Source organism: Exiguobacterium sp. SL-10, assembly GCF_004337025.1.
Taxonomy (GTDB): domain Bacteria; phylum Bacillota; class Bacilli; order Exiguobacteriales; family Exiguobacteriaceae; genus Exiguobacterium.
In genome coordinates this window covers 1-13,652 of record NZ_SJUP01000022.1, presented here as the reverse complement: position 1 = coordinate 13,652, position 13,652 = coordinate 1, and the positions used below count along the sequence as shown (strand labels likewise).

Sequence of the window (13,652 nt, the reverse complement as noted above, 5' to 3'; positions counted from 1 at the left end):
TCCACCATGCGCAGCGCAGCCAGTTTTTGTTCGATCGAATGCCGACTTCTCGCCATAAAAAAACACTCCCCAATCAGATAAACAGATTTGTTATTTTATCTGTCTACCTATTGGGGAGCATATCAAAATCGGCGTGGTTTTTTTACTTGCAAACCGCACATAATCCGTTATAATAAAGGTCGCTATTAGTTCGCTTTGTAGTTAAGTATTTATAAACTTTCTTTAGTTGGAATCATCTTTCACTAAACTTGATTCAAAGCCGGAAGGAGGGGGTTTCACTTGGACGTCGGTCAAAAAATCAAGCGACTCCGCGTCAAGAAGGGCTTGACGCAAGAAGAGTTGGCCGAACGCACGGATTTGAGCAAAGGCTATATCTCTCAAATCGAGCGCGATTTAAGCTCTCCTTCGCTTGAGACGCTATTCGACTTGTTGGAAGTGCTCGGTTGCTCACCGAAAGAATTTTTCGATGAAGAGATCTTTCAAAAGGTAAGCTATACCGCAGATGACCGGACTGTGTATGTTGATGAGGAACGAAAATACCGGACCGAATGGCTCATCCCGGAATCGAACGAAAAAGAGATGGAGCCGATTTTGCTGACATTCTCCAAACAAGGGGAATTCAAGCGCTATGAGCCTTCCCGCTCCGAGACGTTCGTCTATGTTCTATCGGGACGAATCGCCTTGAAACTTGGCAATCACACGTATTTCGCGAGAGCGGGAGAAACGTTATATTACGTCGCCTCTGATTCACATCAACTCGTCAACGACTGTGACGGTGAGAGTGAATGTCTGATTGTCGCGACCCATTCATATTTATAAGGGAGGAACTGAAATGAATCCAGAAACGATTATTCGCTTTGACAACGTGTCGAAGCGTTACGATGACACCGTCGTCTTGGAAAACATTAGCTTTGAGATTGAACGAGGGAAATTCTATACGTTGCTCGGCCCATCTGGATGTGGAAAGACGACGATTTTGCGTCTGATCGCCGGCTTCACGGATGCGTCAGAAGGCGATATCGAGTTCAACGGGAAACGCATCAACGACGTCCCGGCGAACAAACGTCAAGTGAACACCGTGTTCCAAGACTATGCGCTTTTCCCGCACTTGAACGTGTTTGAGAATGTTGCGTTCGGTCTGCGCATCAAAAAGATGAAAGAGGCGGACGTGAAGACGAAAGTCGAACAGGCGCTCAAATTCGTCAACTTGAAAGGGTACGAGTCACGTGAGATCGACGAGATGTCAGGCGGACAACGCCAACGTGTCGCCATCGCCCGTGCCATCGTCAACGAACCGGAAGTCATCTTGCTCGATGAACCGCTCTCGGCGCTCGATTTGAAACTTCGGACCGAGATGCAATATGAGCTCCGCGAATTGCAGCAGCGTCTTGGCATCACGTTCATCTTTGTCACGCACGATCAAGAAGAAGCGCTCGCGATGTCGGATGAGATTTTCGTCATGAATAACGGGAAGATTGTCCAAAGCGGGACACCGACCGATATTTACGATGAGCCGATCAACCGTTTCGTCGCCGATTTCATCGGGGAATCGAACATCGTACCGGGCGTCATGCCAGAGGACAACGTCGTCACGTTCGCCGGGAAGACGTTCGATTGCGTCGACCAAGGGTTTGACCGTAACGAGAAAGTCGAAGTCATCATCCGTCCGGAAGACTTGGAGATGACATCGGTCGATTCGGCGAAACTTGTCGTCGACGTCGACTCGCAACTGTTCCGCGGTGTCCACTATGAGATTTGTTGCTATGACCAAGAAGGCAATGAATGGCTTGTCCATTCGACGAAAAAATCGGTCGTCGGTTCGAAAATCGGCCTCACGTTCGATGATGAGGCGATTCACGTCATGCGCTTAGGGGAGACGGAGGAAGAGTTCGACCGTCGTCTCGAGTCCTATGAGGAGGTCGCTCATGAATCAAACTAGTCAAACCGCGAAGACGGTCTATTTAACGACGTATTGGTTATGGATCGCGTTGTTCGTCATCGCGCCGCTCCTGCTCGTCGTCTACTACTCGTTTTTTGATATCGAAGGGAATTTGAGTTTAGAGAACTATCAGATGTTCTTCACGTCGACGTATTTGACGATGACGTTGTCTTCCTTCTGGTATGCGTTCCTCATCACATTCTTCTCGCTCTTGATCGGGTATCCGACCGCTTATTTATTGACGAAGACGAAGCATAAGCAACTTTGGCTCTTGCTCATCATCTTGCCATCATGGATCAACTTATTGCTCAAAGCCTATGCGTTTCTCGGCATCTTCGGGACGTACGGCATCACAAACCAATTTTTAGAGGCGATCGGTATCGGGACACAACAGATTTTGTTCACGGACTTCAGTTTCGTGTTCGTGTCAGTTTACATCTTCATCCCGTTCATGATTTTGCCGATCTATAACGCCATCGAGAAACTCCCACCGTCGCTCGTCTATGCGTCGCGTGATCTCGGGGCTTCGAACTGGACGACGTTCCGCCGGGTCATCTTCCCGCTCACGCTCGATGGCGTGAAGTCAGGGATTCAAATCGTCTTTATCCCGGCGTTGTCACTCTTCATGATCACGCGACTCATCGCTGGGAACCGCGTCATCACGCTCGGGACGGCGATTGAACAACAATTCCTCGTTACGCAAAACTGGGGCATGGGCTCGACGATTGCCGTGTTCTTAATTTTGGCGATGGTGCTCGTCATGGTCATCACGCGTGACTGGGGCGCGAAAGGAGCGGTGCGTCGATGAAACCGAAAAAATTTAAATTAGCCAACCTCTATTTGATGGCGGTGTTCTTCATTTTGTACGCGCCGATTGTCTACCTGGTCGTCTACTCGTTCAACAGTGGCGGGACGATGAGTAATTTTGAAGGCTTCACGCTCGATTGGTACAAGTCGCTCTTTACCGATACGCGCCTGCTCGTCATCGTCTTGAACACAATCGTCATCGCCTTGCTGTCGGCGACGATTTCGACCGTGCTCGGAGTCATCGGGGCACTCGCGATTTATACGGCGCGACAACGTTTTACGAAGACATCGCTCTTGTCGCTCAACAACGTGTTGATCGTCAGCCCGGACGTCATCATCGGGGCGTCGTTCCTCATCTTGTTCACGATGCTCGGGATTCAGCTCGGCTTCTATTCGGTGCTGTTGGCACACATCGCTTTCTCGGTGCCGATCGTTGTCATTCTGGTCTTACCAAAACTACAAGAGATGAGCCCGACGCTCATCGATGCGTCGCGTGACCTCGGGGCGAGCACATGGGATGTGTTGACGAAAGTCATCTTGCCGTACATCACGCCAGGCATCTTCGCCGGTTTCTTCACGGCGCTCACGTATTCGCTCGATGACTTTGCCGTCACGTTCTTCGTGACCGGCAACGGTTTCACGACACTTGCCGTCGAAGTCTATTCACGGGCCCGCCAAGGGATTTCGCTTGAGATCAACGCCTTGTCGGCGATTCTATTCTTATTCACACTCGTTCTCGTCATTGGGTATTACGTGCTCGCGCAACGTGGGGCAAAAGGGAAGGAGGTAAGACGATGAAAAAATTGGTCATCATGTTAACGGTGCCGGTCCTCGTCAGCGCCGCCCTCTTGCTTTGGGTGTATCAAATCAATATGGCGCAAGGGTTCGGCGGCGACAATACGCTCGTCGTCTACAACTGGGGCGATTATATCGATGAAGACTTGATTGGAGAGTTCGAGGAAGAGACGGGTTTGAAAGTCATTTACCAAACGTTTGATTCGAACGAGGCGATGCTCACGAAAATCGAGCAAGGCGGTACGGCCTTCGACATCGCCGTCCCGTCCGACTATGCCATCAGTAAAATGATCGAAGAGGACCTGCTCTTGCCGATCGACTATGACAAGCTTGAAAACTTCGGCAACATCGACCCACGTTTTCTCGACAAGTCGTTCGACCCAGGCAATACGTACTCGGTCCCTTACTTCTGGGGAACGGTCGGCATCGTCTATAACCCTGAGCTCGTCGACGGTGAGATCACGTCGTGGAACGACCTTTGGTACATGCCGCTTGAAAATGACATCTTGCTCGCAGACGGGACACGGGAAGTCATGGGCTTTGGCCTCAACTCACTCGGCTACTCGTTGAATACGACCGACAAGGATGAGTTGCTCGAGGCGGAGAAGAAGCTCGAGACACTCTGGCCGAACATTAAAGCGATTGTCGGCGACGAAATCAAGATGCTCATGGCCAATCGCGAAGCGGCTGCGGCTGTCGTCTGGTCTGGAGATGCTTCCGAGATCATGTACGAGAACGAAGAGTTGACGTACGTTATCCCAGAAGAAGGAACGAATCTCTGGTTCGATAACCTCGTCATCCCGAACACATCGAAAAACGTCGAAGGCGCTCATCAGTTCATCGACTTCATGCTCGACGCGGAAATCGCGGCACGAAATACCGACTATGTCGGCTATTCGACGCCGAACGAAGCGGCGCTTGAATTTTTAGATGAAGAAGTGACGTCAGATGAACGCTTCTATCCGACGAAAGAAGTGACGGATGAGCTCGAAGTGTATGAGAACTTAGGCAAGCGCATGAACGCGTATTATAACGAATTATACTTGCGCTTTAAAATGCAGAGTAAATAAGCAAAGTCCCGCTCCGAGTAGCGGGACTTTTGTTTATAGGATAGACATTCAACTCTGTTGCAATTCGGCCCGTTCTTCGTCCGTGAACACGCGGGAACGGCTCAAAAACCGTTTTCCTTCGACGCCCTCGACCGAGAACATGCCGCCCCGGCCCTCGACGACGTCGATGATGAGCTGAGTGTGCTTCCAGTAGTCGTATTGCTTCTCGTGCATATAGAACGGACAACCGCCGATTTCGCCGAGCAGGACGTCATGATCCCCGATCATGAACTCATCTTGCGGGAAACACATCGGGGAGCTCCCGTCACAACAACCGCCCGACTGGTGAAACAAGAGCGGTCCATGTTTTCGTTTCAGCTGTTCGAGGAGCGCGAGCGTGGCGGGGGTGGCCTCGACGCGATTCACCATCTCAGAAGAACCCGAGTTTTTGTTCGCTATAGCTGACGAGCATGTTTTTCGTCCGTTGATAATGGTTGAGCATCATCTTATGGTTCTCGCGGCCGATCCCTGACATCTTGTATCCGCCGAAGGCGGCATGGGCCGGATATTGGTGGTAGCAGTTGATCCAGACGCGACCCGCTTGAATCTCGCGGCCGAACCGATAAGCGCGGTTCATATCGCGTGTCCAGACGCCGGCACCGAGACCATAAAGCGTATCGTTCGCGATGGCGAGCGCCTCGGCATCGTCTTTGAACGTCGTCACCGATAACACCGGTCCGAAGATCTCTTCTTGGAAGATGCGCATCTTGTTGTGGCCTTTAAAGATCGTCGGTTGCACGTAATAGCCGTCGGCGAGTTCGCCGTCCATCATGTTGCGTTCACCGCCGATCAAGCATTCCGCGCCTTCCGATTTCCCGATTTCGAGATACGACAAGATTTTTTCCATCTGCTCATTCGAGGCTTGGGCGCCCATCATGACGTCAGGGTCGAGTGGATTGCCGAGCTTGATCGCTTTGACCCGTTCGAGCACACGTTCCATGAACGGCTCGTAAATCGACTCATGGATGAGGGCGCGCGATGGGCACGTGCATACCTCACCTTGGTTCAAGGCGAACATGACGAGTCCTTCAATCGATTTATCAAAGAAGTCATCATCCGCATCCATAATGTCGGCGAAGAAGATGTTTGGTGACTTCCCACCGAGTTCGAGCGTGACCGGGATGATGTTTTGTGACGCATATTGCATGATCAAACGTCCCGTCGTCGTCTCGCCAGTGAAGGCGACCTTGTCGACGCGATTGCTCGATGCGAGCGGTTTGCCGGCCTCGAGACCGAAGCCGTTGACGATATTCAACACGCCTGGTGGGAGCAAATCTTCAATCAGTTCCATGAGCACCATCATCGAAGCCGGTGTCTGTTCGGCTGGCTTCAACACGATGCAATTTCCGGCGGCGAGGGCCGGTGCGACTTTCCAGACTGCCATCAAAATCGGGAAGTTCCATGGGATGATTTGAGCGACGACACCGAGTGGCTCGGTGAAGTGATAGGCGACCGTATCTTGATCGAGTTCACTGATACCACCTTCTTGTGACCGAATGACACCCGCGAAATAACGGAAATGATCGATGGCGAGTGGAAGGTCGGCGTTTAGCGTCTCACGGACGGCTTTGCCGTTCTCCCACGTCTCGGCGTAGGCGAGCATCTCGAGGTTCGCTTCCATGCGATCGGCAATCTTATTTAAAATGACAGAACGTTCCGTGACAGACGTTTTGCCCCATGCGTCCTTGGCGGCGTGGGCCGCATCCAAGGCGAGCTCGATATCTTCTTTCGTCGAGCGGGCGACTTCGCATAAAACTTTACCATTTACCGGAGAGGTGTTCTCAAAATATTCTCCCCCTGCAGGCGCGGTCCACTTTCCGTTGATGTAGTTCTCATAGCGGTCTTTAAAGTGTACTTTCGTGCCTGTCGAGTTTGGGACTTCATAAATCATGGTCGTTCCTCCCTTTTCCGTAAAGTATAGGGACTCTATGTATGCGCTTACATTTTACTGTAAGACAACGACTCCCTTTTCCATCGTACCGGGTCGATGTGATAAAAGTCAAAATTTTTCGACAATAATTTGTCACATTTGAATCGAAATGTTTTGAAGTCAAGATTTGTGGTAAACATCATATTAGTATCAATCTCAAATCGAAGGAGTGGACGGATTCATGGCAAAAACATATCAAGTCGATCCAGCGCACAGCACCATTAACTTTACAGTCAAGCATATGATGATTTCGAAAGTAAAAGGAGAGTTCAAAGATTTTCACGTCGAGGCGAACGGGCAACCGGACGATCTCGCGAACGCGCGTGTGAACGTGACAATCAAAGCAGCATCGATTGATACGAATAACACCGACCGTGACAACCATTTACGGTCCGGCGACTTCTTTGATGTGGAGCAACATGAGGACATCGTGTTCGAGTCGACATCGTTCCGCTCACAAGGTGGCGGCGAGTTCGAATTGACCGGGAACTTGACGATTCGTGGGACAACTCGGGAAGAGACGTTCGCAGTCGAGTATGAGGGAAGCGCGAAAGATCCATGGGGCAACATGAAACACGCCTTCACCGGGGGCGGGTCGATTAACCGGGAAGATTATGGATTGACGTGGAACCAAGCGCTCGAAGCGGGCGGCGTACTCGTCGATAAAAAAGTGAAATTTGACTTCGAACTTCAGTTCACCGAGTCGGAAGCATAATAAAAAGTCGCTCTCACCGAGCGACTTTTTATTATTCATAGGCCAATTTCTTTTGCAGGCTCTCTTCACTGAACACCCAACCGGTGAACGAAGACAACACTTCATTTGACTCTTCATCGACGATGACGACGGCGACGAATGGATAGATATCTTTCGCGAAGTAGCGCAAGTTCGTGAAGCGATACTCGATCATCCCGTTATGACGTGTGACCGTATACGTATGAATCTTCGAGAACTCGAGGAACGATTGTAGGTCCGCATTTTTACGCGCTTCCACGAAGTGAAGGTCATCTTCACCTGGCATCGGTTTGTCGCGGAAACGGCCGCATTCGATGACCGTCCCTTTTTTCACTTTGACCGCACCTAAACCGTTGCGGAATCGAACGGCGACATGCCAGTCATCCCAACCGATACCCGGCGAGATGAACAATTCGTGGGCACCGGCAAAGTGACGGGCGACCGTGGCAAGAGCGCGGTTACGCAATTTGAACTGAATCGCGTAATAGCTGATGACGAGCGCAATGAGCAGTGCAAAAATCGGGACAGTCGCCCCTGTGATAAGCCATAATACATATGCCCCGTAGTAGGCAGAGAACAAATACGGATCAAACGTCCCGATGACGCCCCAACCAATCCATTTTTTTGAAAACGGTTGGAGGGCCTGCGTCCCGTAAGCGTTGAACAAGTCGACCGTAACGTGAAGCAATACAGCGATTTGTGCCATGACCCATAATGAAGCAGGATTGACGCCAAGCGCGAGTCCGATGACGGCGCTGACGATGATTGGCCAAGCGAGAAGTGCGGTGATTCCGTGTGAACGACCGCGGTGCTGACGTAAATACGTGCTATTTCCTTTTAGTTTGAAGACCGTGTCAAAGTCCGGAGCATGCGAGCCGACGAGAGCAGTAGCTGTCATGGCTAGAAACATTTGTGCGTCGCCTGACACCTCTGGGCTGAGTGTCGCGATTGCACTTAAACCAAGTCCCATCCCAATGTGAGTAGCAGTATCCAATGTGCTTCAGCACCTCCATAAAAGTTGAAAATTCGCATATGTTAATCCATTTCATCATACAATATTTTTAAAACGAGGGGAAACGAAATGCTCGATATTGATAAATTGTTCACAAATTATAATATTCAAGAATTCAACACAAATTTAGTGACATGGTTCAATCGCGAAAAGCGTGATTTACCATGGCGTCACGGCAAAAATCCGTATCGTGTCTGGGTGAGTGAAGTCATGCTCCAACAGACGCGTGTCGATACGGTCATCCCGTATTACAATCGTTTCATGGAGCGTTTTCCAACTATCGAGGCGTTAGCGGCGGCTGAACCTGACGAGGTCGTCAAATATTGGGAAGGGCTCGGGTATTACTCACGGGTCCGTAACCTTCATCAAGCCGTCCGAGAAGTCGTCGCGGTATACGACGGCATCGTTCCTGAAGAAAAAGAACGATTCGAAAAGTTGAAAGGCGTCGGACCGTATACGACCGGGGCCGTGCTCTCGATCGCCTATAATCAGCCGGAACCCGCCGTCGATGGGAATGTTATGCGTGTCATGTCTCGTCAGTTCGGGATTTACGACGATATCGCCATCCCGAAAACGCGAAAACTGTTCGAACAGGTCGTGCGCCGACTGATGGACCCGAATCATGCCTCGGACTTCAATGAAGGGGTTATGGAACTCGGTGCGACGGTATGTACCCCGAAAAATCCGATGTGCTCGCTCTGTCCCGTTCAAGACGATTGTTATGCGTATTCGCATAACGTCCAAGATGAACTCCCAGTCAAGACGAAAAAAGGGGCGGCCCGGATTGAGATGTACGATGCGCTTTACTGTCGTCAGAACGGCCGGACCGCATATGTGAAACGACCGGACGCCGGTCTTCTTGCCGGAATGTGGCAATATCCGCTTACAGACCGGGGAACGGGGGAACAGATAAACGGAACCTATGTTGGACAAGTGAAACACGTGTTTTCCCACATCGTCTGGTATATCGATTTATACGAAGTCGAGACGTTACCGATAGGGGAATGGACTTGGCTCGACGAAGAAGAACGCAACGTGGTGACCGTATCGGTCGCCCAACAAAAATTAGAGCAGATGGCAGGTGTGAATGATGAGACAGTTTGATGTACGAACTCCATACGATACGACCGTTGACAAGCTTTGGACATTGCTTCAAGATGCTTCACTGCTATCAGAACTGACATCGTTTCCGAAAGTGACGCTTCTTGGGGAGGGGGCGTCGGTCGAAGGGAACCTCGTTCAATTACGGGTTGGTGTCGGTCCCATTTCATTGCCGTGGAACAGTGCCATCACATTGACGGGGAATCACGCATTTTGTGATCAAGGCGTCAAGCTGCCATTTCCGTTCCGTCGCTTCAGTCACGTCCATCGGGTCGAACAAGTAGGCGGACAGGCTGTCATGGTCGACGAGGTGACGTTTGATAGTTACGTGCCGACTGTTCTCGTCGAATTCTTCGTACTTCGGCCGATGTTCAAAGCGCGAGCCGAGGCATTCCAAAAAACACTAAATTCGTGAAAATAAGAGATTTCCTTTTTCATTGGTTCTGAAAGTCGCTATAATTAAATATGAGAATTGTATAGCATCATAGCGGAAAGGAGGAGCTTATGAGCTTATTTCCCAAAGCAGGTAGCAAGATCGAGATACAGAGCTACAAGCACAACGGAACTTTGCATCGCGTTTGGGAAGAAACGCTCGTCCTTCAGTCGTCAAAAACGGATATGATCGGATTCAATGACCGCATCATGGTCAGCGAGTCAGACGGCCGGCAATGGAGAACACGTGAGCCGGCAATTTGCTACTTTTCATCTGAGTTTTGGTTCAATGTCATCTGCATGATTCGCGAAGATGGGATTTACTACTACTGTAATCTAGGTTCGCCGACAACGTTCGATGGGGCAGAACGTGCCATCAAGTACATCGACTACGATTTGGACATCAAGGTGTTCCCAGATATGTCGTACACGATTTTAGATGAGGATGAATATGAGCGGCATCGTCGCGAGATGAATTATCCGAAAGCGATTGATCGAATCTTGAAACAGAACGTTCAAGAACTTATTAACTGGATTCGAGGACGGAAAGGGCCGTTCAACCCAACATTCGTCGATGAATGGTATCGCGAATACGAAGCACGTTACCGGAGATGATTGCTCATCTCCGCTTTTTTTCTTGAAGGAGGAACTAATGGGTAGTATTAAACGTTATTTAAAGTTCGTTAAACCGTATAAGAAACAAATCGCACTGACCATCTTCGTCGGGATTTTGAAATTCTCCATCCCGCTCGGGTTGCCGCTCCTTTACAGATATGTGATCGACACTTATTTGACAGACCCGGAACCGGCGAGAGATTATACCGAGCTCGTCTGGCTGTTCAGCATCGTCTTCTTCGTCTTCCTCGTCTTGAAGCCACCGATTGAATACTTACGCCAATATTTGGCGCAATGGGCAGCGACACGCATTTTATTCGATGTCCGGAACCGATTGTTCGACCACGTTCAAAAGTTGTCGCTCCGCTATTATTCGAACAATAAGACGGGACAGATCATCTCGCGCATCATCAACGACGTCGAGCAGACGAAAGATTTCGTCATCACCGGCCTGATGAACATTTGGCTCGATATGGTCACGATTTTGATTGCCATCGCCATCATGTATACGATTGATCCGCAACTGACGCTCATCGCCATCTTGCCGCTCCCGTTCTACGCCATCGCCGTCCGCTACTTCTACGGACGATTGCGCCGACTCACGCGCGAACGCTCGGCCGCCCTCGCGGACCTTCAAGGACATTTGACCGAACGGGTCAACGGGATGGCCGTCATCCGCAGTTTCGCGCTTGAACCGTATGAAAACAAGGCGTTCGAAGAACAGAACGGTGGTTTCTTGAAAGCCGCGCTTCGCCACACTGGCTGGAACGCGAAGACGTACGTCGTCGTCTCGACGATCACGGACATCGCACCGATTTTAATCTTCACGTCGGCGTCTTGGCTCGTCTTGCAAGAACAAGTATCGCTCGGTACGCTCGTCGCCTTCATCGCGTATATCGATCGTCTCTACGCACCGCTCGGTCGTCTCGTCAACTCGGCGACGACGCTCACACAGTCGGTCGCTTCGATGGACCGCGTGTTTGAGTTCCTCGATGAGCCGTACGACATCGAAGAGAAACATAGTGCGTTCGTGCCCGTGAAAACGGCGGGTGACATCGAGCTCGATCGTGTCAGCTTTTCGTATGAGAAAGACGGCGCCCGTGCCCTCCATGACGTCAACCTGCATATCCGCTCCGGGGAGCGGGTCGCCTTCGTCGGCATGTCCGGCGGTGGGAAGTCGACGCTCGTCAGCTTGATTCCACGGTTTTATGACGTCACGTCGGGTAGCATCAAAATCGATGGCACCGACGTCCGTGATTTTAAACTGCGGGCCCTTCGCGATCAAATCGGGATGGTCATGCAAGATTCGGTCCTATTCAGTGAATCGGTCGCGATGAACATCCGGATGGGGAATCCGGAAGCGAGTGACGAAGATGTCATCGCCGCCGCGAAAGCAGCGAACGCACATGAGTTCATCTCGAACTTACAGGACGGCTACAATACGCCGGTCGGGGAGAAAGGCGTCAAACTGTCAGGTGGTCAGAAACAACGGCTCGCCATCGCCCGTGTCTTCTTGAAACATCCACCGATCATCATCCTTGACGAAGCAACGAGTGCGCTTGACCTTGAGAGTGAGGCGATGATTCAAGACTCGCTCGCGCGCTTGACGAAAGGGAGAACGACGCTCATCGTCGCGCACCGCTTGTCGACGATCACCGATGCCGATAAGATTGTCGTCGTCGATAACGGACAAATCATGGAGACCGGTACGCACGAAGAATTGATGCGTCGCCGTGGCGCCTATTATGATTTGTATATGATTCAAGATTTAGCAGTCGTCGAATGAGACGGGGCCTCGAGGAAACTCGAGGTCTTTTTGTTTTCTACGACAGTGAGACGGGAATGAAGAAACGACATGCCAAAAGGGGGATGATTCAATGATGAACGGGGAAGGCTTAATCACGGTAAACCCGCTAAAAGACGCACTCGAACTGACGTGGTCAGTTGAGGGGACGGTCCGTCTTACGCGAAACGGGAAGTATGTGTACGAAGGAACCGACCAACACTACGTCGATCACGACACAGGTGTGGGGGAACAAGTTGCCTATCGGATCACGGACGAACAAGGGGAAGTGGCGAAAGTGTATACGGCCGCCGTGAACCCAACTGACGACCTGTACTGGAATCGACATCTCACGTCGGCAGTCGTCGCATCAAACGGTACCCATCTGCAATGGGACCCGATCGCTGACGTCGAGACGTATGCGATTTACCGGCAAGGACGACGCATCGCCGAAGTCGTCGGCAATGCCTACTTGGACGAGACACCGCTTCATGAGCCGACGATGTATGAAGTGAGGGCGCTCCGTCCCGTGAAACGAGACGAGAAACCGGGGACGAGCTTGATTCACGCCGTCGGCAAAGTGATGTCGCTCGCCAAGGAGTTGAAGACGGACACACGACGGGACAAGGAACTATACGTCATGTATTTCCTCGTCAGTCCGATTCGACCTGATGTGGAGACGGTGGACCAAATTCAGCTTCGCGTCCAGACGTTCATCCGTCCGCCGATGATCAAAAACCCGAACTTGTTGTCACCCCATCCGTATTTTGAAGGAGACGGTCGCCCTTATAACGTTCATGCGACCGACTATCGGACACGAACGGAAGTGAAAGCTGAAGGGTTGAGCGACATTCCGATTGTTTCTATCAAAAAAGACGCGAATGTGACGCGTGGCTATACGAAGCATCATCGATTGACAGGTGAAGATATCGCCTCGGTCGACCAAGTATATCTTGAAGATGTGGTCATCGACCGTAGGCGTGCCGCGTATCGGTTGCAACATTCCGTCGGCAACCCGCTCGTTATCGCGCCGGACATCAAATATACGATCGTCGCGCAGTTGAAGGATACCGCCACGTTTAAACTAGCGGGCAGCCATACGCAGTCGCCACATCATGAAGTGTACCTTCAAGTCGGCGATGCCCCATGGATGACGATTCACCGTGCCGATGACCTCGGTGTCAGTTTCATGGGTAATCCGATGCCGGAATGTCACTGGACGTATTTGACCTGTATGGACTAAAAAAACCGTCGACTCATTGAGGAGGACACTGAAAAACTTCAAATGTTTTTGAACAGAGGAGCGCCGTCCCGGAAGGGATGGCGCTCCTCTGTTTTCATCGCCCTTCAGCCGCCCTGTCCGGCACGCCGCTTTCCTGGGGGCGGGCTGCGAGCC

General features: G+C 51.1%; 14 protein-coding genes. 11 read left to right on the top strand and 3 right to left on the bottom strand.

Annotated features, from left to right (window positions below; genetic code table 11):
- Positions 1-279 precede the first annotated feature (279 nt).
- The 5 genes from EVJ33_RS14965 to EVJ33_RS14945 are packed head-to-tail and all read left to right on the top strand — an operon-like array spanning position 280 to position 4,611.
- Complete coding sequence (locus EVJ33_RS14965) at positions 280-819, top strand: helix-turn-helix domain-containing protein (protein WP_131438327.1); 540 nt, start codon at positions 280-282, stop codon at positions 817-819.
- A 13-nt stretch (positions 820-832) separates the two neighbouring features.
- The gene (locus EVJ33_RS14960; RefSeq protein ID WP_131438325.1) at positions 833-1,939 is read left to right on the top strand and encodes an ABC transporter ATP-binding protein; all 1,107 of its coding nucleotides are present in this window, start codon (positions 833-835) and stop codon (positions 1,937-1,939) included.
- Complete coding sequence (locus EVJ33_RS14955; RefSeq protein ID WP_034780994.1) at positions 1,926-2,747, top strand: ABC transporter permease; 822 nt, start codon at positions 1,926-1,928, stop codon at positions 2,745-2,747. Before EVJ33_RS14960 ends, EVJ33_RS14955 begins: the two co-directional genes overlap by 14 nt.
- The gene (locus EVJ33_RS14950) at positions 2,744-3,544 is read left to right on the top strand and encodes an ABC transporter permease (protein ID WP_131438323.1); all 801 of its coding nucleotides are present in this window, start codon (positions 2,744-2,746) and stop codon (positions 3,542-3,544) included. The genes EVJ33_RS14955 and EVJ33_RS14950 overlap by 4 nt, the downstream gene beginning before the upstream one ends.
- Positions 3,541-4,611 carry an ABC transporter substrate-binding protein gene (locus EVJ33_RS14945; RefSeq protein ID WP_131438321.1) on the top strand — a complete coding sequence of 357 codons (1,071 nt, stop codon included), beginning with the start codon at positions 3,541-3,543 and terminating at the stop codon, positions 4,609-4,611. The genes EVJ33_RS14950 and EVJ33_RS14945 overlap by 4 nt, the downstream gene beginning before the upstream one ends.
- Positions 4,612-4,659: 48 nt before the next feature.
- Here EVJ33_RS14945 and EVJ33_RS14940 read toward each other — a convergent pair whose 3' ends face one another.
- Positions 4,660-5,019, bottom strand: a complete 360-nt coding sequence (locus tag EVJ33_RS14940; RefSeq protein ID WP_131438319.1) for a DUF779 domain-containing protein — start codon at positions 5,017-5,019, stop codon at positions 4,660-4,662.
- A gap of 1 nt (position 5,020) precedes the next feature.
- Entirely contained in the window at positions 5,021-6,541 is a 1,521-nt protein-coding gene (gene adh / locus EVJ33_RS14935; RefSeq protein ID WP_131438318.1) for an aldehyde dehydrogenase, read from the bottom strand.
- A gap of 220 nt (positions 6,542-6,761) precedes the next feature.
- On the opposite strand from adh, the gene EVJ33_RS14930 reads away from it, so the two are divergent.
- Complete coding sequence (locus tag EVJ33_RS14930; protein ID WP_131438317.1) at positions 6,762-7,295, top strand: YceI family protein; 534 nt, start codon at positions 6,762-6,764, stop codon at positions 7,293-7,295.
- A gap of 31 nt (positions 7,296-7,326) precedes the next feature.
- Here EVJ33_RS14930 and EVJ33_RS14925 read toward each other — a convergent pair whose 3' ends face one another.
- Complete coding sequence (locus tag EVJ33_RS14925) at positions 7,327-8,307, bottom strand: metal-dependent hydrolase (RefSeq protein WP_131438316.1); 981 nt, start codon at positions 8,305-8,307, stop codon at positions 7,327-7,329.
- A gap of 87 nt (positions 8,308-8,394) precedes the next feature.
- Here EVJ33_RS14925 and mutY point away from each other — a divergent pair, with 87 nt between their 5' ends.
- The 5 genes from mutY to EVJ33_RS14900 all read left to right on the top strand — a co-directional run bounded on the left by mutY (position 8,395) and on the right by EVJ33_RS14900 (position 13,499).
- Entirely contained in the window at positions 8,395-9,429 is a 1,035-nt protein-coding gene (mutY, locus tag EVJ33_RS14920; protein WP_131438315.1) for an A/G-specific adenine glycosylase, read from the top strand.
- Entirely contained in the window at positions 9,416-9,841 is a 426-nt protein-coding gene (locus EVJ33_RS14915; protein WP_131438314.1) for an SRPBCC family protein, read from the top strand. Before mutY ends, EVJ33_RS14915 begins: the two co-directional genes overlap by 14 nt.
- 89 nt (positions 9,842-9,930) lie before the next feature.
- Positions 9,931-10,473: a nucleoside tri-diphosphate phosphatase gene (gene ntdP / locus EVJ33_RS14910; RefSeq protein WP_021067741.1), complete on the top strand. Its 543-nt coding sequence runs from the start codon at positions 9,931-9,933 to the stop codon at positions 10,471-10,473.
- Positions 10,474-10,510: 37 nt separating this feature from the next.
- Positions 10,511-12,259 carry an ABC transporter ATP-binding protein gene (locus EVJ33_RS14905; RefSeq protein ID WP_131438312.1) on the top strand — a complete coding sequence of 583 codons (1,749 nt, stop codon included), beginning with the start codon at positions 10,511-10,513 and terminating at the stop codon, positions 12,257-12,259.
- 91 nt (positions 12,260-12,350) lie between these two features.
- Positions 12,351-13,499 carry a DUF3238 domain-containing protein gene (locus EVJ33_RS14900; RefSeq protein WP_131438310.1) on the top strand — a complete coding sequence of 383 codons (1,149 nt, stop codon included), beginning with the start codon at positions 12,351-12,353 and terminating at the stop codon, positions 13,497-13,499.
- Positions 13,500-13,652 lie beyond the last annotated feature (153 nt).

Bases quoted from the DNA above. Each gene is read 5' to 3' on its own strand.
- EVJ33_RS14960 (WP_131438325.1), top strand. From the start codon at position 833: ATGAATCCAGAAACGATTATTCGCTTTGACAACGTGTCGAAGCGTTAC.
- EVJ33_RS14955 (WP_034780994.1), top strand. From the start codon at position 1,926: ATGAATCAAACTAGTCAAACCGCGAAGACGGTCTATTTAACGACGTAT.
- EVJ33_RS14950 (WP_131438323.1), top strand. From the start codon at position 2,744: ATGAAACCGAAAAAATTTAAATTAGCCAACCTCTATTTGATGGCGGTG.
- EVJ33_RS14945 (WP_131438321.1), top strand. From the start codon at position 3,541: ATGAAAAAATTGGTCATCATGTTAACGGTGCCGGTCCTCGTCAGCGCC.
- EVJ33_RS14940 (WP_131438319.1), bottom strand. From the start codon at position 5,019: ATGGTGAATCGCGTCGAGGCCACCCCCGCCACGCTCGCGCTCCTCGAA.
- adh (WP_131438318.1), bottom strand. From the start codon at position 6,541: ATGATTTATGAAGTCCCAAACTCGACAGGCACGAAAGTACACTTTAAA.
- EVJ33_RS14930 (WP_131438317.1), top strand. From the start codon at position 6,762: ATGGCAAAAACATATCAAGTCGATCCAGCGCACAGCACCATTAACTTT.
- mutY (WP_131438315.1), top strand. From the start codon at position 8,395: ATGCTCGATATTGATAAATTGTTCACAAATTATAATATTCAAGAATTC.
- EVJ33_RS14915 (WP_131438314.1), top strand. From the start codon at position 9,416: ATGAGACAGTTTGATGTACGAACTCCATACGATACGACCGTTGACAAG.
- ntdP (WP_021067741.1), top strand. From the start codon at position 9,931: ATGAGCTTATTTCCCAAAGCAGGTAGCAAGATCGAGATACAGAGCTAC.
- EVJ33_RS14905 (WP_131438312.1), top strand. From the start codon at position 10,511: ATGGGTAGTATTAAACGTTATTTAAAGTTCGTTAAACCGTATAAGAAA.
- EVJ33_RS14900 (WP_131438310.1), top strand. From the start codon at position 12,351: ATGATGAACGGGGAAGGCTTAATCACGGTAAACCCGCTAAAAGACGCA.